The sequence below is a fragment of the Rhizobacter sp. AJA081-3 genome, from assembly GCF_017795745.1.
In the GTDB taxonomy this organism is placed as follows: Bacteria; Pseudomonadota; Gammaproteobacteria; order Burkholderiales; family Burkholderiaceae_C; genus Piscinibacter.
This window is the reverse complement of record NZ_CP059067.1, coordinates 4,144,433-4,163,561: the sequence shown is the minus strand read 5'-3', so window position 1 is coordinate 4,163,561 and position 19,129 is coordinate 4,144,433. Positions and strand designations below refer to the sequence as shown.

Below are 19,129 nucleotides of genomic sequence, written 5' to 3'. Positions count from 1 at the left end.
AATTCCGCACATGCCCGAACTTCCGGAGGTCGAGACCACGCGGCGAAGCTTCGCCGAGCGCATCGAGGGGGCCACGGTGCGCCAGGTCCGGCTGGGCAAGCCGCTGCGCTGGCCGCTGGGGTGCCCTCCCGAAGCGCTGGTCGCGCAGACCGTCGGCTCGGCCAGCCGGCGCGGCAAGTACCTGTGGCTGCCGCTCGAACGGGGCGGGCTGCTGATGCACCTGGGCATGTCGGGCTCGCTGGCCTTCAGCGAGGTTCCGGTCTCGCCGCCCGGCGCGCACGATCACTTCGACCTCGTGACCAGCCGCGGCACGCTGCGCCTTACCGATCCGCGACGCTTCGGTGCGGTGGTGTGGTCTCCGGCGCTGGACGACGGGCCGGCGGCCAAGCTGCTCGCCACGCTGGGGCTGGAACCCTTCGACCCCGCCTTCGACGGCGGGCACCTGCACCGTGCGCTGCGCGGCCGGCGCGTGGCCATCAAGCAGGCGCTGCTGGCGGGCGATGTCGTCGTGGGTGCCGGCAACATCTACGCCTGCGAGGCGCTGTTCGAGGCGCGCATCCATCCGCGCACGGCCGCCGGGCGTGTCAGCCGCGCCCGCTGCGAACGGCTCGCGACGGCGATCCGGCGCATCCTCGCGCAAGCGCTGGAACTCGGCGGCAGCACGCTGCGCGACTTCCGCGATGCGCACGGCATGGCCGGTAGTTTCCAGCAGCATGCGGCGGTGTATGGCCGCCAGGGCGAGCCCTGTCTGGTCTGCGGCACACCCGTGCGCCGCATCGTGCAGGCGCAGCGCTCGACCTTCTTCTGCGCGCATTGCCAGAGGCGGTGACGAAGCGCAGTGTCGAAATCAGCCGTGACGAGACGTCACGAGACGTATCCGGGTTTCCCCCTGCAGGGGCTGGAAAGGCCATGCGACAATCCGCCCGCCCTGGACGCCACTCCGCTCGCACACCGGTGGCCGAGGCAGACAAGAACAGCACCAGCGCCATGCCGAGTGAACCCCAGACCGCGAGCGCCGATACCCTGATCGAGATCGAGCACGTCACGTTCGGGTACGACGCAAGCCGCACCATCCTCAGTGACGTGTCGCTGCGCTTCCAGCGCGGCAAGGTCACGTCCATCCTGGGCAGCTCGGGTTGCGGCAAGACGACCCTGCTGCGCCTGATCGGCGGCGTGCATGGGGCCAATTCGGGCAGCGTGAAGTTCGACGGTGAACTCGTCGACGCACAGGACCGCGAACTGCTCTTCCGGCTGCGCCGGCGCATGGGCGTTCTGTTCCAGTTCGGTGCGCTGTTCACCGACCTTTCGGTGTTCGACAACGTGGCTTTCCCGCTGCGCGAGCAGACCGACCTGAAGGAGTCGATGATCCGCGACATCGTGCTGATGAAGCTCAACGCCGTCGGCTTGCGCGGCGCCGCGGCGCTGCGCATCTCCGAGGTGTCGGGCGGCATGGCGCGGCGCGTGGCGCTGGCGCGCGCCATCGCGCTCGACCCCGAACTGATCATGTACGACGAGCCTTTCGCCGGGCTGGACCTGATCTCGATGGGCGTGGCCGCCAACCTGATCCGCACGCTCAACGACGTAACCGGCTCGACCTCGCTGGTGATCTCGCACGACGTGCCTGAATGCATGGCGATCAGCGACCACGTCGTGCTGCTGGCCAACGGCGGACGCATCGTCGCGCAAGGCACGCCGGCCGAGCTGATGGCTTCGACCGACCCCGAAGTGCGGCAGTTCGTTCGCGGCGAGCCCGACGGCCCGGTCAAGTTCCACTACCCGGCGCGGCCGCTGGCCGAGGACTTCGGCGTCAACGCGGGGAGCACGGCATGACGCTGCTGAGCACGCTGGGCGCACGCACGCTGGAGGTGTTCCGCGCGTTCGGGCACGCCGCCTTCTTCTTCCTCGACCTGCTGCGCGCGATTCCCGCTTCGCTGCGCCGCTTCGGCCTGGTGGTGGTGCAGATCCATGCGATCGGCAACCGCTCGCTGATCATCATCCTGGCCTCGGGCCTGGCCGTCGGATTCGTGCTGGCGCTGCAGATGTACTACGCGCTGGTGACCTACGGTGCGGCCGAATCGCTCGGGCTGATCGTCAACCTCGCGCTGGTGCGCGAGCTCGGGCCGGTGGTGACGGGGCTGCTGTTCGCCGGGCGTGCCGGCACCTCGCTGACTGCCGAGATCGGCCTGATGAAGGCGGGCGAACAGCTCGCTGCCATGGAGATGATGGCCATCGATCCGAAGGAGCGCGTGCTCGCACCGCGCTTCCTCGCCGGCATGGTGTCGATGCCCATCCTGGCCATCCTCTTCTCGGCCATCGGTATCCTCGGTGCCTATGTGGTGGCGGTGCTGCTCATCGGCGTCGACCAGGGCAACTTCTGGTCGATCATGCAAAGCCGCGTCGATGTCTGGCGCGACGTGGGCAACGGCATCGTCAAGAGCGCCGTGTTCGGCGTGATCTGCTCGTTCGTGGCGCTCTACCAGGGCCACGAGACCGATGCCACGCCGGAAGGGGTGGCCTATGCGACCACCCGCACGGTGGTCATGTCTTCGCTGGCCATCCTGGGCATGGACTTCATCCTCACGGCGCTGATGTTCTCGACGCCGTAGATCGAAAGGGAAACGCGGTATGGGCAAGAAAGGCATCGAAACCCTGGTCGGACTGTTCGTCCTGCTGGGCATCGTCGGGCTGGTGTTCCTCGCCCTCAAGGCGGCCAACCTGGCCAGCTTCGGCGGCGGCGACAGTTATCCGCTGGTGGCCAAGTTCGACAACATCGGCGGCCTGAAGGTGCGCGCTCCGGTGCGCAGTGCAGGCGTGACGGTGGGCCGGGTCGCCTCGATCACGCTGGACGCCAAGACCTACCAGGGTGTCGTCCGGCTCGAACTCGATCGCGGCGTGCTGTTCCCGAAGGACTCGTCGGCGCGCATCCTCACCTCCGGTTTGCTGGGCGACCAGTACGTGGGCCTGGAGCCGGGCGCCGAAGAGAAGACCCTTGCATCAGGCGACACCATCACGCAGACGCAGTCGGCTGTGGTGCTGGAAAGCCTGATCAGCCAGTTCCTGTTCAACAAGGCGGCCGATGCGGGCACGGCGGCCGCACCGGCGGGGGCCAAGAAGTGAGATCGCGGCCGGCGCTCCTGGCGCTGGTGTGCGTGGCCGCCCTGCTGGGCGGCTGCGCGACGCTGCGCGAGGCGCGCAGCAGCGCGGGTGACAAGCTCGACCCCTGGGAAAACTGGAACCGAAAGGTCTTCGCCTTCAACGAGGGCCTGGACGAGCATGTGCTCAAGCCGGTGGCGACCGTCTATTCCAACGTGGTGCCGCAGCCGGTACGGCGCGGCGTCGACAACTTCTTCGGCAACGTCGCGGACGCCTGGTCGGCGGTCAACAATTTCCTGCAGGGCAAGGGCGCGGCCGGCTTCCAGGACATCATCCGTTTCGGCACCAACACCGTGTTCGGCCTGCTCGGCGTGCTCGACGTGGCCAGCGAGATGGGCATCGACCACCAGTACGAGGACTTCGGGCAGACGCTTGGCCACTGGGGCTTCGGCACCGGCGCCTACATCGTGTGGCCGCTGCTCGGCCCGTCGTCCGTGCGCGACTCGTTCGCGCTGCCGCTGGACCGCGCGGCGTCGCCGGCCTCTCTCTTCAAGGATGGTTCGTCCGTCTACAGCCTGACTGCGCTGCAGATCATCAACACCCGATCCAATCTGCTGGGTGCGAGCCGTGTGCTCGACGACATCGCCCTCGACAAGTACAGCTTCCTTCGCGATGCCTACCTGCAACGCCGCCGCAGCCTGGTGTTCGACGGCAACGAGCCGCCGCCTGACAACCCACTGGATCCCGAACCTTCCGCTTCGTCGCCGGTGGCGAAGTGAACCGCGGGGCCTGTTTGACGTTAACGGATGGTAAGGCGCTGAACCAAGTGGCTCGTTCGATCTCTCAAGACGGGGGCCGCCAACATGGCGCCTCATGAAAGGAATCACATGTTCTCGAATCGAATCACCTCCTGGCTGGCCGCGGCGGCGCTGCTGTGGGGCGTCGGCACGGCGCAGGCCGCCGATGCTGTCAAGGCGCCGGACCAGCTGATCAAGGAAGTCTCCACCGACGTGCTCGATGCGGTGAAGGCCGACAAGTCGATCCAGGCAGGCGATGTGCAGAAGGTCATCGCGCTGGTCGATGCCAAGGTCATGCCCTACGTGAACTTCCAGCGCATGACAGCGTCAGCCGTCGGCCGCTACTGGCGCCAGGCCACGCCGGAGCAGCAGAAGCGCCTGCAGGAAGAGTTCAAGACGCTGCTGGTGCGCACCTACAGTGGCGCGCTGGCGCAGGTGAAGGACCAGACCGTGCAGCTCAAGCCGATGCGCGCAGGCCCCGACGACAAGGATGTCGTCGTCAAGACCGAGGTGCGCGGCAAAGGTGATCCGATCCAGCTCGACTACCGCCTCGAGAAGCGCGACGACGGCTGGAAGATCTACGACGTCAACGTGCTCGGCGTGTGGCTGGTGCAGAACTACACCAGCAGCTTCGCGCAGGAGATCGGCGCCAACGGCATCGACGGCCTGATCGCCAAGCTGGTCGAGCGCAACAAGGCAGCCGGCGGCAACGGCGGCACCAAGTCCTGAGGCTGGAAACCATGCTCCTGCTGCCCGCCTCGATCACGCTGCGCGAGTCGCGCGACACGCAGCGCCTGCTGTCGCAGGCGCTGCAGGGCGAGCAGCATGGCGAAGTCGTCATCGATGCCTCGCCGCTGCAGCAGTGCGATACCTCGGCGCTGGCGGTGCTGCTCGAGTGCCGGCGGCTGGCCCAGGCCTGGGGTCGCGCTTTCAGCGTGCGCAACCCGCCCGAAAAGCTCGCCTCGCTGGCCAAGCTCTACGGCGTGGCCGACCTGCTGTTCGCTGCGGCGCCTGTCGAACCGGACCCGTCAGCCAACTGAGGCACGCCGCGTGCGCCACGCGTTGCGCGCACGCCAGCCGAGCAAGGCCGCGATCACAGCGGCATACACCGCCACCTCGGCGAAGTTGTTCTTCGCCGCGCGCATCCAGAAGAAGTGCAGCAGCCCGAGCAGCACGATGACGTAGATGCTCTTGTGCAGCGCCTGCCAGCGCGATGCGCCCAGCGCCTTGATGGCCTGGTTGAATGAAGTCGCCGCCAAAGGCACGAGCAGCAGCAGCGCGAGGAAACCCACCAGCGCGAACGGGCGTTTGGGAATGTCGCGGGCGATCGCCGCCACGTCGAACCCCATGTCGAGCCAGGCGTAGGCGAGGAAATGCAGCACGGCGTAGAAGAACACGAAGAGGCCCAGCATGCGCCGGAAGCGCGCCAGGGCCGGCTGCTTCGTCCACTGCCGCAACGGCGTCACGGCCAGCACGATGCACAGGAAGCGCAGCGTCCAGTCGCCGGTGGCACGGATCAGCGCCTCGGCCGGGTTGGCGCCGAGCTGGTTCATCACAGCGGCGTTGAGCAGCCAGGCGAAGGGCAACAGGCTGGCCGCGAAAAGCAAGGGCTTGGCCGCCGGATGCAGGAGCTTCGGCCGGGCGGGGCGAAGCGGCGCAGCCGTCGGCGAGTTCATCACGGCGGACATGACCTCAGTAGTTCTTCTTCAGGTCCATGCCGGCGTACAACTGGCCCACCTGCGCTTCGTAGCCGTTGAACATCAGCGTCGGGCGCTTCTTCTGGAACAGGCCGTCTTCGCCGATGCGCCGCTCGGTCGCCTGGCTCCAGCGCGGATGGTCCACGGCCGGGTTGACGTTCGAGAAGAAGCCGTACTCCTGCGAGGCCGCTTTCACCCAGGCCGTGCGCGGCTCCTTCTCGACGAAGCGGATCTTCACGATCGACTTGCCGCTCTTGAAGCCGTACTTCCAGGGCACGACCGTGCGCACCGGCGCTCCGTTCTGGTTGGGCAGAACTTCGCCGTACAGGCCGAAGGTGAGCAGTGTCAGCGGGTGCATCGCCTCGTCCAGGCGCAGGCCTTCGACATAGGGCCAGTCGAGCACCGACGAGCGAAGGCCCGGCATCTGTGCCTTGTCTGCAAGCGTGACGAACTCGACGTACTTGGCGTTGCCGGTGGGCTCGACACGCTTGATCAGTTCGGCCAGCGAATAGCCGACCCAGGGGATCACCATCGACCAGCCCTCGACGCAACGCAGCCGGTAGATGCGCTCTTCCATCGGCGCGAGCTTGAGCAGTTCGTCGAGGTCGTACATCTTGGGCTTCTTCACTTCGCCTTCGACGGCGACCGTCCAGGGCCGCGGCTTGAGCGTCCCGGCGGCGCGCGCCGGGTCCGCCTTGTCCGTGCCGAACTCGTAGAAGTTGTTGTAGCTCGTCGCGTCGCCATAGGGCGTGAGCTTTTCCATCGTCAGCGCGCCGGCCACGGCACTGCGCGCACCGGGCAGTGCGCCGAGCTTGCCGGGGCGGGCCACTTGCGCCAGCGCGTCGCGGCCGGCCCATCCAGCCAGTGCCACGCCCGCCGCGCCCGCAGCCATATTGCGCAGCACGGCGCGCCGGCCTTCGTAGACTTCGCGCGGCGTGATGTCGCCCGCGTGGGCGTGCGTGAAGCCGCGGTCCTTCAGGTAATGCATGGTCGGATCCTGGTGAATCGGCGTGGGGGTGTGATGCTCGGTCGTCGGCGCGGCATGCGCCTTACAAGCCGCCAGCGCCGATCAGATCACGTCGCCGAAATCCGTCGGCTCGAACAGGCGAAGCGAGCTCTTGGACACCCGCTCGCGGAAGCTCTTGCGCGCGAACAGCTTGGCCTGCGCCTGTTCGGGCAGATCGGTGATGTTCAGGACGTTCTTGACGATCAGGGTGTCGATCACGTCCTCGATCACCCGCACGAAATCGGCGTCGAGACGCGAGAAGTCTTCACTCGCGCCAGGGGCATTGCCGACGAAGGCCTGCACGTCCGGATGGTCGTCGGGCAGGAACTCGGCGGACTCGGTGGCGCTGCGGTGCAGGCTGTCGACCCGTCCGTCGGCGTTACGTCGAACATAAGGCATGGCGGAACCCCGTCTGGCGTCGATGCACTATACGACGCTCACCGTCGATGCACGGCCCGAAAAGCAGAAGGCCGGCACGAAGCCGGCCTCCGGGGGCTCTCCGCGCAGTTCAGCGCAGGCCGGCGATGTAGTCGGAAACCGCCTTGATCTCGCCATCGGTCATGCCGGCGGCGACGCCGGTCATCTGGGCGCTGTTCTTGCGAACGCCGCCGCGGAAGGCGAGCAGTTGGGCCTCGGTGTAGTCGGCATGCTGGCCGGCCAGTCGCGGGTACTGCGCCGGGATGCCCGAACCGGACGGGCCGTGGCAGCCGGAGCAGGCCGGAACCTTGCGCTCGGCCACGCCGCCGCGGTAGATCTTCTCGCCCAGGGCGACCGTGGCCTTGTTCTTCGCGAACCCCGGCTTGGCGATCTTGCTGGCGTAGAAGGCGGCGACGTTCTTCATGTCGGCCTCGGTGGGCAGCGTCGCTGCCATGCCCTGCATGACCGCGTTGGCACGTTTGCCGGCTTTGAACTCGGCGAGTTGCTTCACCAGGTATTCCGGGTGCTGACCTTGAAGGATCGGATTGGCCGGGCTGCCACGCGATCCGTCGAAGGTGTGGCAGGCGCCGCACACGGCGGTGGCCGTGGCCTGGCCCTTGGCAGGATCGGCCTTGGCGGGCGCTGCAGCGTCCGCCGCCGCGGCCGGAGCGGCCAGGGTGGCGGCCAGGAGGCCGGACATCAGGCAGGACAACAAGGCAGCGGAAGCGTTCATGTCGGAAAGGTTCTCTCGTGCAAAACCCGAAGATTTTACAATGGTCAATCTGGAAGACTCATGGCCGACCCCAAAACCACTGACAACACGGCCTCGAGTGCCGCATCCGCCACGGCTTCCGACCACGCCGCGCAGGCGCGACGGGCCATGGCCTGGACCCATACTGCTCGCTTCCTCACCACGGCGAGCCGGCTCGACCAGTTGCCCCAGAGCGAACTGCCGGAGATCGCCTTCGTGGGCCGATCGAATGCAGGCAAGTCCACCGCGATCAACACGCTGACCCAGCAGAAGCGGCTCGCGTTCGCGTCCAAGACGCCGGGGCGCACCCAGCACATCAACCTGTTCGAGCTCGGCCCGCGCGACGCGGCCGATGCGCTGTTCGCCGACCTGCCGGGCTATGGCTACGCGGCCGTCTCACGCACCGACAAGCAGCGCTGGCAGAAGGTGATGGCCGACTATCTCGACGTGCGGCGAAGCCTCGCCGGCGTGGTGCTGATGGTCGATCCGCGCCTGGGTTTCACCGACCTCGACCTGCAATTGCTCGACTTCGTCGGGCCGCGGCTGGTCAACGGCTCCGTCAAGCTGCTGGTGCTGCTGACCAAGGCCGACAAGCTGAACCGGCGCGATAGCGATCGGGCCCTGCAGCAGGCACGCGACACGCTGGCGGGCATCAGCACCGAAGAATCCGACATCGGCGTGACACTGTTCTCCGCGCTGAACAAGCGGGGCGTCGACGACACGGCCGTGGTGCTGCGCTCCTGGGTGGCGTCGCTGCGCCCCGCCGCGGAGCCGGCGGCATGACGATCGAGACCTTCACCGCGACGCTGCCCGGCGGCATCGAGCTGAGCTGCCGCGCGGCCGGCCCGATTGGCGCCCCGCTGCTGATGTTCCTCCACGGATTTCCGGAGGCGGCCTTCGTCTGGGACGGGATGCTCGAACATTTCGCGCCGCGCTACCGCTGCATCGCGCCGAACCTGCGCGGATACGAGCGGTCGTCGGCGCCCGCCGATGCGCAGTCGTACCGCGCCAAGCACCTGGTCGGCGACATCCGCGCGCTGATCGAGCAGCAGGGCGGCCGCGCCGCGGCGCTGATCGCGCACGACTGGGGCGGTGCGCTGGCCTGGGGCCTGGCGGCCCAGCACCCGGAATCGATCGAGCGGCTGGTGATCGTCAACTCGCCGCACCCGGCCACCTTCCTGCGTGAACTGCGAGACAACGCTCAGCAGCAGGCGTCCAGTGCCTACATGAACTTCCTCTGCCGCCCTGACGCCGAGAAGCTGCTGGCGGAGAACGACTTCGCCCGGTTGTGGACCTTCTTCGAGCGCATGGGCGCGACCGATCCTGCCCATCCGGGCGGCGGCTGGCTCACCGAGGCGGTGCGCGAGCGCTACCGCGAAGTGTGGCGTCGGGGGCTCACCGGGGGCTGCAACTACTACCGTGCGTCGCCGCTGCGCCCGCCGCTCACAGCGGACGACACGATCATGAGCCTGCAGTTGCCGCCCGAGATGCTGACGGTGCGCGTGCCCACGCTGGTGATCTGGGCCGAGGCCGACACGGCGCTGCCGCCGGCGCTGCTCGACGGCCTGGAAGCCTACGTGCCCGACATGCGCCTGGTGCGTGTGCCCGGGGCCACGCACTGGATCGTCCACGAGCGGCCGTCGCTGGTGGCACAGGAGATCGACAGGGTGCTGTCCAGCTGACTACCGATCAGGGCCGGCCCACGAACAGGTACAGGCCGGTGGAACCGCGCGGCGCGTAGGTCAGGCCGAAGTACAGCGGACCGAGGCCGGTGTCGGCACCGAGGAACAAGCTCATGCCGCTGCGCAGGTCGGCCCAGCGCGCGTCGCCCCAGCGTGCCCAGGCATTGCCGGCCTCGAGCGTGGCGCCGACGAAGAACCCGCGTGTGAACACCGGGGCGGTCAAGGAGCGCCGGTACCAGGTCAGGCGCGAGAACACCACCGCGTTGCCATCGAGCTGCTCGCTGCGGTAGCCCGACAGCTGGTGGAAGCCACCCAGGGTGTAGCTGCCCAGCGAGGTGGCATTGTCCTGGCCCGTGCGCTGCACTCGCGCATGAACGTTCAAGGTGTGCTGGCCCCAGCTGCGTGCCGCCGTGCCGGAGGCCTCGACGCGCGTGAAGTCGGTGCGCAGGCCCGAGCCGCTGCGGCTGCGGCGGCCGGCGACGAGCTCCGACTCGAGCCGGTAGCCACGCGTCGGGAAGTTGGCGAAGTCGAGCTGGTCGATCACGGCGCCCAGGTGCACGCCGCGCTCGCGCAGCGTGACGGGGCCGTCGACGCTGCTCAAGGTGCTGGCGTCCACATCCGGCGTCGTGCGCTCGATCAGGGCAAGCGCGCCCAGGCGCAGCTCGCCGAATTCACCCCAGGGCTGCCCCAGATCGACGCCGATGCGGCCCAGCTTGCGATTGAACAGGCTGGTCACGGCGCCGCTGTCGTTGTCGTACTGCGTGATGTCGCGCCGCTGCACCTCGGCATAACCCGACACGAACCAGTCGTTGCTGATGCCCAGGGTCCAGTTCAGCGGATGGTAGAGCTCGGTGTACCAGCGCGGCACCTTGCCGATCTGCAGCTGGTTGCGCCACTCGCTGCCGTTCGCGTCGAGCCAGTGGCGGTTGTGGCTGATCTTGATATTGAAGCCGCTGCCGCCGCGGAAATCGGTCTCCATGTCCAGGCCGATGCGGAAGTAGTGCGGGCCCCAGGGCTTGTCCTCGACGTCAAAAACCAGGCCGTCGCCGTCGGGCGTGGAGACGAGCAGATAGTCTGCGCGCGTGTAGTCGCCACTGGCGGCCAGGCGGCGTGCATCGCGCTCGGCCTTCGCGGCATCGAAGGGCTGGCCCGGCCTGGACTCGAGCTGGGAGGCGAAACGCTGAGGATTGGTGAGCTCGGTTCCCTCGAATCGGATGAATGAGACCTGCGCCGCCGTGCCGCCGGGCAGCGGGCGCGACTGCCGCCAGCTCGCGTACGTCGCCTCGTCGAGTGCCAGGCCGGCGAGCCGGGCCGACAGCGGCTCGGCGCCACGCTGGCCGCGATCGATCAGTTCGCGCGTGCGCTCGAAGTCGGCCGAGCTGAGCGTGCCCAGGTCCGGCGCGATCAGCACGTCGCGCTCACCGAGAGTGGCCAGGCTGCGCTGCACGTTCTGCTCGGTCAGGATGTTGATCATCTGGGTCGTCAGCCCGGTCACCGACGACAAGGAATCACGGCCGGCGATGGGCGTGCCGATGTTGACCACGATCAGCACATCGGCACCCATGTCGCGGGCCACGCCCACCGGCACGTTGTCGACCAGGCCGCCATCGCCGAGGATGCGCTGGTTCAGCTCGGTGGGTGCGAACACGCCGGGCACGCTCATGCTGGAGCGCAGGGCCAGCGCCAGGTCGCCCTGCGAGAGCACGACCGGCTTGCCGGTCTCCATGTCGGTGGCCAGCGCGCGGAACGGGATCGGCAGCACGTCGAAGTTGCGCACGTCACGCACCGGCAGGGTGTAGCGGCGCAGCAGCGTCTCCAGCCCGCGGCCCGACAGGGCGCCCAGCGGCGCGCGCAATTCGCCGTTGCGCATGCCGATCTCGATGACCGGCGAGATCTCGAAGTCCTCTTCCTTGCGCCGCTGTGAGAGCAGCTGGCGGTCGACCCGGCTGGCGAAAACGGCATTCCAGTCGACCTTCAACAGCTCGGCCTCGAGCTGAGCAGCACTCATGCCGCTGGCGTACAGGCCACCGATGATCGCGCCCATCGAGGTGCCTGCGATCATGTCGATCGGCACCCGCTCGCGCTCGAGCACCTTGAGCACGCCCACGTGCGCCAGGCCGCGCGCGCCGCCGCCTGAGAGCACCAGGCCGATGCGCGGGCGGGTGGATCCGGCCGGCTTCGCAGCCGCTGGCTCGGCGGGGGCCGTGGTCATGTTCGCAGAAGTTTGCGCGAACGCGACCGGCCCGTGCGCCCACAACATCACCGCAGCGAGCAGCACCTTTGCTGCAACCCAGGCTCGATTCATGGCCCGCGATTGTGCCGGGCCGGGGAGGTTCACGCCGGCAGCGAGAGCTGGTTCACCAGCGCGTCGATGCTGCGCTGCACGAGCGGGCGATCCTCCAGCGGCTTCATCAGCCCGGCGGCATCCAGCCGTTCGAGCGCGCGCCGGGTGATCGAGTGAGTGATGCCGACCTGCTCGCTGGCGAACAGCAGGAAAAGGCCTTTGTCGCTGCGCCACAGCAGTTGCACCGGGGACCAGCGTCCGTGCACGAACAGGCGCAGCCGTTCGCCCGGCGCCAGGCCGTCGATGCGCGGGCCGGCGTCTTCCGGCGCACCGACGTCGGTGGTGAGAAAGTCTGCCGGCACGGTCTCCATCGAGGCCAGATCGATCACCGAGTCGCGGAATGGGCGCAGCGCAGGGGTGTCCGGAATGACTTCTTCGCGCATGCGTTGCACGATCTGCTCGGCCGTGAGGGCGGTCGGCGCCGCACGCTGGCCCGGGCGCAGGGCCTCGGCATGCACCGCCATCAACTCGTCGAGCACGCCCTGCTGCTCCGCGGCGGGCATGGCGATCAGTTCCATGCCACTGCGCAGGCGCTGCAACAGGCCCGGCAGCAATCCGATCAGGCGCTGCCGGCTCTGCGGGTGGTCGGGCGTCTGCACACTCCACAGCAGGTCGTCGACGGCTTTCAGGTAGCTCGGCGTCGGCTCGGCATGGTCGCCGAAGCGCACCATGGATTCAGCCAGCACCTTGGCCCAGGCCGAGGTGACGAAGCGCCGGATGGGCGCGGTGGTGCGCACCGTGGTCATCTGGTCGGTCAGGCGCTGCGAGAGCAACTGCTCGAGCACCTCGCGGCGCTCAGCGCGTTGCAGTGCGATCACGCTGGTGCCCGCCTCGCGCAGCTGCCATTGCATCTGTTCGGCGAGGAAGGCATCGACGCGCGCAGCGGCGCGCCGGAACGGCATCGCATCGCCGACCTGCGATCGCGAGACCTCCTCCGCTACGGCCTCGCAGAACGACAGCAGGGCGGCCCGCCGCTTGTCGCCCGGCAAGGGGTAGGAGGCGCCTGCCGAAGCAATGCGGTTCATCAGCCGCCACACCGGATGGTCTGCCGACTCGAGCATGGATGGATCCTGCAACGCCACGCGCATCGCGGCCACCTGCAGCCGGGCGAGCACCGCACGCACGGTGCTGGGCACGAGCATGTCGGCCTGGATCAGTGCGAACAGGCGCGACAACAGTTCGGCCACGCGTCCGTCGCCGCCCCCGGCAGACAGTCCCGGCAGGGCACCACCGCCCGGCAAAGCCGCCGGCATCCGGTCGATCAGTGAGGTGAGGCTACCGCTGACTCGCACGACGGCAGCGGGTTCGCTGCGGCCGGGCACCGAGCCGGGCGCCAGCAGAACGGTCTTGTAGATGCCGGGCTCCACGCCCTGTGCTTCCAGGCGTGAATTGGCAGCCGCCCAGGCGGACTTCAGCAGCCCGGCGGCGACCCCGGCCGACAGGCGCAGCAGGATGGCACGGTTCGCCTGCACCGGCGAGACGGCGCCGGAGGCCTCCCACAGCGCCGTGGCATAGACGATCGGCCGCAGCGGATTCGATTCGGCGCTGACATGTTCCAGGCCGCACAGCGTGGAAGTGAAGGTCTGCAACTCGCGCAGTTCCCACTCGGCTGTGCTGTCGATGATCTGCATGGCGCGGGAGATCTCGATGTCGACTTCCACCCGCGACTCGTCCATCAGTTCGAGGCCGCCGGCGGCGCGCGCCGTCGGGCTGGCATCAGTCTCGTCCTGCGATGCGAGTTCGCGTGCCACGCCTTCGCGCAACGCTTCGAGGAAGCGCGACTGGAACCGGGATCCCTGATGCTGAAGGGCCTCGACCAGCTCGAAGTGACGTTCGCGCTCGCTCCTGGCCAAGCCCGAGTCGCGAGGGTCCCGCAACAGGGCGAGCGTGCCGGCCAGCACGCGTTCGATCAGCGCGCTGGAGCGTTCGATTTCGTCTTCGACGAACCTGCGCAGCTTGGGCGAAGTCGGCATGCCGGCGGGCTTGGAAGTGGTGCAGCGATTATGTCGTCGTGCCCAAGAAAAAGGGCTGCCTTGCGGCAGCCCCTCGAGAGCAAGGAACCTGCTCAGGCGGACATCACATGTCCATGCCCATGCCGCCCATGCCGCCCATGCCGCCAGGCATACCACCGCCAGCGGATTCTTCCTTCGGAGCCTCGGCGACCATGCACTCGGTCGTGAGCATCAGCGAAGCCACCGACGCGGCGTTCTGCAGCGCAGTGCGGGTCACCTTGGTCGGATCCAGGATGCCCATCTCGAGCATGTCGCCGTAGGTGCCATTGGCGGCGTTGTAGCCGTAGTTGCCCTTGCCGGCCATCACCGCATTGACCACCACGCTCGGCTCGTCGCCGGCGTTGGCGACGATCTCGCGCAGCGGCTGCTCGATGGCGCGCATGACGATCTTGATGCCGGCGTCCTGGTCGTGGTTGTCGCCCTTGATGGCGCCGACCGCGGCACGGGCGCGCAGCAGCGCGACGCCGCCGCCAGCCACGATGCCTTCTTCCACCGCGGCACGCGTGGCGTGCAGGGCGTCTTCGACACGGGCCTTCTTCTCCTTCATCTCGACTTCGGTGGCGGCACCGACCTTGATGACGGCCACGCCGCCGGCCAGCTTGGCCACGCGCTCTTGCAGCTTCTCGCGGTCGTAGTCGCTGGTGGCTTCCTCGATCTGCACGCGAACCTGCTTGACGCGTGCTTCGATGTCGCCCGCCGCGCCGGCGCCGTCGATGATGGTGGTGTTTTCTTTGCCCACCTCGACGCGCTTGGCCTGGCCCAGGTCGGCCAGGGTGACCTTCTCGAGCGTCAGGCCGACTTCCTCGGCGATGACCTTGCCGCCGGTCAGGATGGCGATGTCTTCCAGCATGGCCTTGCGGCGGTCACCGAAGCCCGGCGCCTTGACGGCCACGACCTTCAGGATGCCGCGGATGGTGTTGACCACCAGGGTGGCCAGCGCTTCGCCTTCAACTTCCTCGGCGATGATCAGCAGCGGACGGCCCGACTTGGCCACCTGCTCCAGCGTGGGCAGCAGGTCGCGGATGTTGCTGATCTTCTTGTCGTAGAGCAGCACGAACGGGTTGTCGAGAACCGCGCTCTGCTTTTCCGGGTTGTTGATGAAGTAGGGCGACAGGTAGCCGCGGTCAAACTGCATGCCTTCGACGACGTCCAGCTCGTTGTTCAGGCTCTTGCCGTCTTCGACGGTGATGACGCCTTCCTTGCCGACCTTGTCCATCGCGTCGGCGATGATCTTGCCGATCGACTCGTCGCTGTTGGCCGAGATCGAGCCGACTTGCGAGATTTCCTTGCTGGTGGTCGTGGGCTTGGAGGCCTTGCGCAGCTCTTCGGTCAGGGCCAGCACGGCCTTGTCGATGCCGCGCTTGAGGTCCATCGGGTTCATGCCGGCGGCAACGAACTTCATGCCTTCGCGCACGATCGACTGGGCCAGCACCGTGGCGGTGGTGGTGCCGTCACCGGCGTTGTCGCTGGTCTTGGAAGCGACTTCCTTGACCATCTGGGCGCCCATGTTCTGGAGCTTGTCCTTGAGCTCGATCTCCTTGGCGACCGAGACACCGTCCTTGGTGACGGTCGGGGCACCGAACGAACGCTCGAGCACCACGTTGCGGCCCTTCGGGCCCAGCGTGACCTTGACCGCGTTGGCCAGGATGTTCACGCCTTCAACCATGCGATGACGCGCATCCGCGCCAAAAACTACGTCTTTTGCTGCCATGTCTTGTTCTCCGAATTCGGTTCAGGGTGTTGCGGGAGGCGGATCGAATTACTTCTTCTCGACCACGGCGAAGAGGTCTTCTTCGCGCATCACCAGGAGTTCGTCACCATCGACCTTGACGGTCTGGCCGCTGTACTTGCCGAACAGAACCCGATCGCCGACCTTGATGTTCAGGGCCACGAAGTCGCCCTTCTCGTTGCGTTTGCCCGGGCCGACGGCAAGGACTTCACCCTGGTCGGGCTTCTCGGCGGCGTTGTCGGGGATGACGATGCCCGACGCGGTCTTGGTTTCCTGTTCCAGGCGCTTGACGATCACGCGATCGTGCAACGGACGAAGTTTCATAGCATCTCCTTGATGACTCGGAACTAGCTTCCAATGGGGTTTGAGGCAATGTATGCACTCATTCACTTCGCCGCTTCGGGAGACGTGTCCCTGTCCGGCGGCGTTGGCACTCACCACAGGCGAGTGCTAGCAGAAAGCATTATAGGGTTGAGTCCCAGGCTTTCAAGGGCTGGGGCTGCCCGGCAGCACCCTCAAGGGCGAGCGGTGCAGGCGTAAGCCGAGATGGCGTAGGTGTTCACCACGGCCGCACCGGTCAGCCCGCGTTCGGCGGAAGGACAGCGCGTCGACGACCCGCGGTACAGCATGCTTTGCCGGGATCGGCCGCAATAGGCCTGGGCGGCCTTGGACACCTCTTGCAGGCCCACGGCACGCGCTGAGTGCCAGAACACGATGCTGTCTTTGGTGTGCGACAGCACGGCGACGGGCGGGACGTTCGACCCGACCGGGTCTCTGAACTCACCGGTGAGGTCGAGACCGTGCAGCCTGACATCGACCTTCATGAGGCCTTGGACCGGCGCCGCCGCTGCCGAAGTGACTGCCTGGGCAGCGGCGCCGAGCCGGGTGGGCGGGGCGGCGGAGGCGTTGGCCGCGCCGCTTGAGCTGTCCTGCGGGTCGCAGAAGCGGAACCGGCTGGTGGACCGCGACCCATAGCTGCCCTCATCGAGACTGGCGTAGGGCATGCCAGCCGGCGACACGGGTTGCGGGGTGAAGGCCGTGCTGGAGCAGGCAGCGAGCGTCGCGGCCACAGCGGGAGCCAGGAGCCAGGCAGCGTTGCGCATCAGTGATGCGGAAGAATATCGCCGTCGGCATCGTCCGGCGAAGGATCGCCGGCTTTGCCGACCCGGTAACTCTCGGTCGCCCAAGCGCCGAAGTCGTGGTTCTTGCAGCGCTCGCTGCAGAAGGGCCGGAACGTATTTCCCGGGCCGTATTCGCTGGGGCCACCACAGCCCGGACAGCGCACGATGCGCGGCTTGTTCGGCAGATTCATGCGCACAAGGTGAGTTCGAAGCTGGTGTCCTCGGCGCTGGCCTTAAGACGCCCTTCGGCGTCCTGGCGCATCAGGCGGATCGAGACCATCAAGCGATGGCCGCTGATCTCGGGGACGAAGTCGTGCGTCTGCGGCAGACGCAGGCGCAACAGGTGATAGACGCGACCCTGCGGCAGGCTCTGCTGGAACTGCCCGCCCGTCGCCACCACCTTGTGCGGGACGCCGGAATCGCGCAGCAGCCCCAGCAGCACCGACAACGCCTGTGCCAGGGGCATGAGTGAACTGGCCCAATGCAGCAGATCGGCACGGCGGCGCTGCGGATCGTGTTTCTGCCACGCGTAGTAGCCGGGCAGATCGAACTCGCAGGTCCCTCCCGGAATGCTGATTCGGCTGCGGATGCTCATCAGCCACTCGTTTCCAGTCAGCACCGCACCGGCCTTGCCCGGCAGCTGATTCAGTCCGTTGAACGCCTGGTCGACCCGGGCCAGCACGGCCTCGAGCGCGGCCTCGGAGATCGAAGGGTTGCCGCGATAACCGTTGAGCTGCACCTTCTGCCGCTCGAGATCCTTGAGCAAATCGGACTTCAGGTCGGCGCGAGAAGCGACATCCATCACCTCGAAGATGGTTGCAAGCGCATAGTGGTGGTCGACGGGCGCATCCCGCTCGATCAACTGGCCGAGCCTGTCGAACAGATGTTCGAGCCGCAACATCGTGCGGATGCTCTCGTTGAAGGGATATTCGTACAGGATCAAGGTTGGAGGTCCCGGGCCGCTTCAGTGCGTATTGCCTTGCAGGTCATTGTTTCACAGGCTCTTCACACCAATGAGTCCAGAGAGACTGCACCGCGCGGGCAAGTTCCACCGGCGTGATGCCGTCGTTGAAGATCACGGCATCGGCCGCGCTCCGACGCGCCCTGCGATCGGCCTGCTGGGTCACCACGGACTGCACAGCGTCAGCCGTCCAGCCAGATCGGGCCACCACCCGAGCCACCTGGGTGGCCTCGCTGCAGTCGATCACGAGCACCTTGTCGACCTGTTCACGCCAACGCCCGGACTCCACCAGCAAGGGAACATCGAAGACCACGGTGCCAGTATCGACAGCCGCCGCCTGCCGCGAGGTTTCATCTCGTATCAGCGGATGCAGGATGCCTTCGAGCCGTCGCCGTGCCGACGGATCTGCAAAGGCCAGTTGGCGCATGCGGCTGCGATCCAAGGCACCCGTCTGATCGATCGAATCGGGGCCGAACTCCGCGACGATCATCGGGATCGCCGATCCGGCTGCTTGCGTGAGCGCGCGCGCGATGGCGTCGGTATCGATGACGATGCAGCCGAGCCCGGCCAGCAGCTTCGCCACCGTGCTCTTGCCGCTGCCGATGCCTCCGGTCAGGCCGATGCGCAACGGTGCCCGGCGCGGCATCGCGACAACCTCGTCAGGCCCAGCCGATCAGCCCGAGCACGCGCGCCGGCCCAGCCAGCATCACGACCAGTCCTGCGCCGGCCAGAAACGGGCCGAAGGGCACATAGCGGCCCTCACGCAGTGAACCCCCGAGCTTCATCACGATCCCGATCACGGCACCGATGATCGATGCAGCCAGAACGATGGGCAGGATCATCTTCAGTCCGAGCCATGCACCGAGCGCGGCCAGCAGCTTGAAGTCGCCAAAACCCATGCCTTCCTTGCCGGTGGTGAGTTTGAACAGCCAGTAGACCGACCAGAGCGACAGGTAGCCGACCGCGGCGCCCCAGACCGCGTCAGACAGTGGGATCGTCCAGCCGGCCGCGCTGCTGACCAGACCCGCCCAGAGCAACGGCAGCGTGAGGTTGTCGGGCAGAAAGGTCGTGTCCCAGTCGATGCCCGACAGGGCGACAAGCACGGCCGCAAAGCCGCACCACAGCAGGGCTACGGGGGTGGCGCCGAAGCGCCAGCCGATCAGGCCGAAAAGGATGCCGGTCAGCAGTTCCACCAGCGGGTAGCGCGGGGAGATGCGCGTCTTGCACTCGGAACAGCGACCGCGAAGCCACAGGTAGCTGAGCACCGGGATGTTTTCGTACCAGGTGATTGCATGGCCGCACGAGGGGCAGCGGGAGCGCGGTCGGGACAGCGTCAGCGTTTCGGCCGGCTCGATCTGCACGCTCAGGAGTTCTGCGCTTTCGGCGCGCCACTCGCGTTCGAGCATGAGCGGCATCCGATGGATGACCACGTTGAGGAAGCTGCCAATGCACAGCCCGAACAAAGCCAGGGCCGGCGGCGTCAGCAGCCCCTGCAAGGATGGCGCGTCCATCGGGCGCG

22 protein-coding genes are annotated in these 19,129 nt (G+C 67.3%); 9 read left to right on the top strand and 13 right to left on the bottom strand.

Features of this window, described 5'->3' with window-relative positions; translation table 11 throughout:
• Positions 1-10: 10 nt before the first annotated feature.
• From mutM to HZ992_RS19660, 7 genes are all read left to right on the top strand, one after another.
• Entirely contained in the window at positions 11-829 is an 819-nt protein-coding gene (mutM, locus tag HZ992_RS19690; protein ID WP_209383510.1) for a bifunctional DNA-formamidopyrimidine glycosylase/DNA-(apurinic or apyrimidinic site) lyase, read from the top strand.
• A gap of 158 nt (positions 830-987) precedes the next feature.
• Positions 988-1,830 (top strand): ABC transporter ATP-binding protein, encoded by an 843-nt coding sequence (locus HZ992_RS19685; RefSeq protein WP_209383509.1) that lies wholly within the window; start codon positions 988-990, stop codon positions 1,828-1,830.
• Positions 1,827-2,606, top strand: coding sequence for a lipid asymmetry maintenance ABC transporter permease subunit MlaE (mlaE, locus tag HZ992_RS19680; RefSeq protein ID WP_209383508.1), 780 nt, complete (start codon positions 1,827-1,829; stop codon positions 2,604-2,606). Before HZ992_RS19685 ends, mlaE begins: the two co-directional genes overlap by 4 nt.
• A gap of 19 nt (positions 2,607-2,625) precedes the next feature.
• Positions 2,626-3,117, top strand: coding sequence for an outer membrane lipid asymmetry maintenance protein MlaD (gene mlaD / locus HZ992_RS19675; RefSeq protein ID WP_209383507.1), 492 nt, complete (start codon positions 2,626-2,628; stop codon positions 3,115-3,117).
• Positions 3,114-3,872, top strand: coding sequence for an MlaA family lipoprotein (locus HZ992_RS19670; RefSeq protein ID WP_209383506.1), 759 nt, complete (start codon positions 3,114-3,116; stop codon positions 3,870-3,872). The genes mlaD and HZ992_RS19670 overlap by 4 nt, the downstream gene beginning before the upstream one ends.
• Positions 3,873-3,980: 108 nt before the next feature.
• Positions 3,981-4,619: an MlaC/ttg2D family ABC transporter substrate-binding protein gene (locus tag HZ992_RS19665; RefSeq protein WP_209383505.1), complete on the top strand. Its 639-nt coding sequence runs from the start codon at positions 3,981-3,983 to the stop codon at positions 4,617-4,619.
• 11 nt (positions 4,620-4,630) lie between these two features.
• On the top strand, positions 4,631-4,930 hold the full coding sequence (locus tag HZ992_RS19660) for an STAS domain-containing protein (protein ID WP_209383504.1): 300 nt from the start codon (positions 4,631-4,633) through the stop codon (positions 4,928-4,930).
• On the opposite strand, the gene HZ992_RS19655 is transcribed toward HZ992_RS19660, so the two are convergent.
• The 4 genes from HZ992_RS19655 to HZ992_RS19640 form a co-directional block, all read right to left on the bottom strand.
• Positions 4,919-5,578 carry a protein-methionine-sulfoxide reductase heme-binding subunit MsrQ gene (locus tag HZ992_RS19655; RefSeq protein ID WP_209383503.1) on the bottom strand — a complete coding sequence of 220 codons (660 nt, stop codon included), beginning with the start codon at positions 5,576-5,578 and terminating at the stop codon, positions 4,919-4,921. The two genes, HZ992_RS19660 and HZ992_RS19655, sit on opposite strands and share 12 nt — an antisense overlap.
• Positions 5,579-5,582: 4 nt before the next feature.
• Positions 5,583-6,575: a protein-methionine-sulfoxide reductase catalytic subunit MsrP gene (gene msrP / locus HZ992_RS19650; RefSeq protein ID WP_209383502.1), complete on the bottom strand. Its 993-nt coding sequence runs from the start codon at positions 6,573-6,575 to the stop codon at positions 5,583-5,585.
• Positions 6,576-6,656: 81 nt separating this feature from the next.
• Positions 6,657-6,992: a hypothetical protein gene (locus HZ992_RS19645; RefSeq protein ID WP_245213129.1), complete on the bottom strand. Its 336-nt coding sequence runs from the start codon at positions 6,990-6,992 to the stop codon at positions 6,657-6,659.
• 109 nt (positions 6,993-7,101) lie between these two features.
• A complete protein-coding gene (locus HZ992_RS19640) occupies positions 7,102-7,743 on the bottom strand; it encodes a c-type cytochrome (protein ID WP_209383501.1) in 642 nt (213 codons plus the stop codon).
• Positions 7,744-7,803: 60 nt separating this feature from the next.
• On the opposite strand from HZ992_RS19640, the gene yihA reads away from it, so the two are divergent.
• Together yihA and HZ992_RS19630 are read left to right on the top strand one after the other, a co-directional pair.
• Positions 7,804-8,544, top strand: a complete 741-nt coding sequence (gene yihA, locus HZ992_RS19635; RefSeq protein ID WP_371816756.1) for a ribosome biogenesis GTP-binding protein YihA/YsxC — start codon at positions 7,804-7,806, stop codon at positions 8,542-8,544.
• The gene (locus HZ992_RS19630; protein ID WP_209383500.1) at positions 8,541-9,443 is read left to right on the top strand and encodes an alpha/beta fold hydrolase; all 903 of its coding nucleotides are present in this window, start codon (positions 8,541-8,543) and stop codon (positions 9,441-9,443) included. The genes yihA and HZ992_RS19630 overlap by 4 nt, the downstream gene beginning before the upstream one ends.
• 7 nt (positions 9,444-9,450) lie before the next feature.
• Here the strand turns inward: HZ992_RS19630 and HZ992_RS19625 are convergent, their stop codons facing one another.
• The 9 genes from HZ992_RS19625 to HZ992_RS19585 all read right to left on the bottom strand — a co-directional run bounded on the left by HZ992_RS19625 (position 9,451) and on the right by HZ992_RS19585 (position 19,121).
• On the bottom strand, positions 9,451-11,655 hold the full coding sequence (locus HZ992_RS19625) for a patatin-like phospholipase family protein (RefSeq protein ID WP_209383499.1): 2,205 nt from the start codon (positions 11,653-11,655) through the stop codon (positions 9,451-9,453).
• A gap of 122 nt (positions 11,656-11,777) precedes the next feature.
• Complete coding sequence (locus tag HZ992_RS19620; protein WP_209383498.1) at positions 11,778-13,916, bottom strand: DUF1631 family protein; 2,139 nt, start codon at positions 13,914-13,916, stop codon at positions 11,778-11,780.
• Positions 13,864-15,510 (bottom strand): chaperonin GroEL, encoded by a 1,647-nt coding sequence (gene groL, locus HZ992_RS19615; protein WP_209383497.1) that lies wholly within the window; start codon positions 15,508-15,510, stop codon positions 13,864-13,866. Before groL ends, HZ992_RS19620 begins: the two co-directional genes overlap by 53 nt.
• 48 nt (positions 15,511-15,558) lie before the next feature.
• On the bottom strand, positions 15,559-15,852 hold the full coding sequence (groES, locus tag HZ992_RS19610; protein ID WP_209383496.1) for a co-chaperone GroES: 294 nt from the start codon (positions 15,850-15,852) through the stop codon (positions 15,559-15,561).
• A gap of 191 nt (positions 15,853-16,043) precedes the next feature.
• A complete protein-coding gene (locus HZ992_RS19605) occupies positions 16,044-16,631 on the bottom strand; it encodes a hypothetical protein (protein ID WP_209383495.1) in 588 nt (195 codons plus the stop codon).
• On the bottom strand, positions 16,631-16,840 hold the full coding sequence (locus tag HZ992_RS19600) for a DNA gyrase inhibitor YacG (RefSeq protein ID WP_209383494.1): 210 nt from the start codon (positions 16,838-16,840) through the stop codon (positions 16,631-16,633). Before HZ992_RS19600 ends, HZ992_RS19605 begins: the two co-directional genes overlap by 1 nt.
• A complete protein-coding gene (zapD, locus tag HZ992_RS19595; protein WP_209383493.1) occupies positions 16,837-17,592 on the bottom strand; it encodes a cell division protein ZapD in 756 nt (251 codons plus the stop codon). Before zapD ends, HZ992_RS19600 begins: the two co-directional genes overlap by 4 nt.
• 43 nt (positions 17,593-17,635) lie before the next feature.
• Positions 17,636-18,256 (bottom strand): dephospho-CoA kinase, encoded by a 621-nt coding sequence (gene coaE / locus HZ992_RS19590; protein ID WP_209383492.1) that lies wholly within the window; start codon positions 18,254-18,256, stop codon positions 17,636-17,638.
• A 13-nt stretch (positions 18,257-18,269) separates the two neighbouring features.
• Positions 18,270-19,121, bottom strand: coding sequence for a prepilin peptidase (locus HZ992_RS19585; RefSeq protein WP_209383491.1), 852 nt, complete (start codon positions 19,119-19,121; stop codon positions 18,270-18,272).
• Positions 19,122-19,129 lie beyond the last annotated feature (8 nt).

Coding starts and splice junctions, on each gene's coding strand:
- mutM (WP_209383510.1), top strand. CDS start 11: ATGCCCGAACTTCCGGAGGTCGAGACCACGCGGCGAAGCTTCGCCGAG.
- HZ992_RS19685 (WP_209383509.1), top strand. CDS start 988: ATGCCGAGTGAACCCCAGACCGCGAGCGCCGATACCCTGATCGAGATC.
- mlaE (WP_209383508.1), top strand. CDS start 1,827: ATGACGCTGCTGAGCACGCTGGGCGCACGCACGCTGGAGGTGTTCCGC.
- mlaD (WP_209383507.1), top strand. CDS start 2,626: ATGGGCAAGAAAGGCATCGAAACCCTGGTCGGACTGTTCGTCCTGCTG.
- HZ992_RS19665 (WP_209383505.1), top strand. CDS start 3,981: ATGTTCTCGAATCGAATCACCTCCTGGCTGGCCGCGGCGGCGCTGCTG.
- HZ992_RS19660 (WP_209383504.1), top strand. CDS start 4,631: ATGCTCCTGCTGCCCGCCTCGATCACGCTGCGCGAGTCGCGCGACACG.
- HZ992_RS19655 (WP_209383503.1), bottom strand. CDS start 5,578: ATGTCCGCCGTGATGAACTCGCCGACGGCTGCGCCGCTTCGCCCCGCC.
- msrP (WP_209383502.1), bottom strand. CDS start 6,575: ATGCATTACCTGAAGGACCGCGGCTTCACGCACGCCCACGCGGGCGAC.
- HZ992_RS19645 (WP_245213129.1), bottom strand. CDS start 6,992: ATGCCTTATGTTCGACGTAACGCCGACGGACGGGTCGACAGCCTGCAC.
- HZ992_RS19640 (WP_209383501.1), bottom strand. CDS start 7,743: ATGAACGCTTCCGCTGCCTTGTTGTCCTGCCTGATGTCCGGCCTCCTG.
- yihA (WP_371816756.1), top strand. CDS start 7,804: ATGGCCGACCCCAAAACCACTGACAACACGGCCTCGAGTGCCGCATCC.
- HZ992_RS19630 (WP_209383500.1), top strand. CDS start 8,541: ATGACGATCGAGACCTTCACCGCGACGCTGCCCGGCGGCATCGAGCTG.
- HZ992_RS19625 (WP_209383499.1), bottom strand. CDS start 11,655: ATGACCACGGCCCCCGCCGAGCCAGCGGCTGCGAAGCCGGCCGGATCC.
- groL (WP_209383497.1), bottom strand. CDS start 15,510: ATGGCAGCAAAAGACGTAGTTTTTGGCGCGGATGCGCGTCATCGCATG.
- groES (WP_209383496.1), bottom strand. CDS start 15,852: ATGAAACTTCGTCCGTTGCACGATCGCGTGATCGTCAAGCGCCTGGAA.
- HZ992_RS19605 (WP_209383495.1), bottom strand. CDS start 16,631: ATGCGCAACGCTGCCTGGCTCCTGGCTCCCGCTGTGGCCGCGACGCTC.
- HZ992_RS19600 (WP_209383494.1), bottom strand. CDS start 16,840: ATGAATCTGCCGAACAAGCCGCGCATCGTGCGCTGTCCGGGCTGTGGT.
- coaE (WP_209383492.1), bottom strand. CDS start 18,256: ATGCCGCGCCGGGCACCGTTGCGCATCGGCCTGACCGGAGGCATCGGC.
- HZ992_RS19585 (WP_209383491.1), bottom strand. CDS start 19,121: ATGGACGCGCCATCCTTGCAGGGGCTGCTGACGCCGCCGGCCCTGGCT.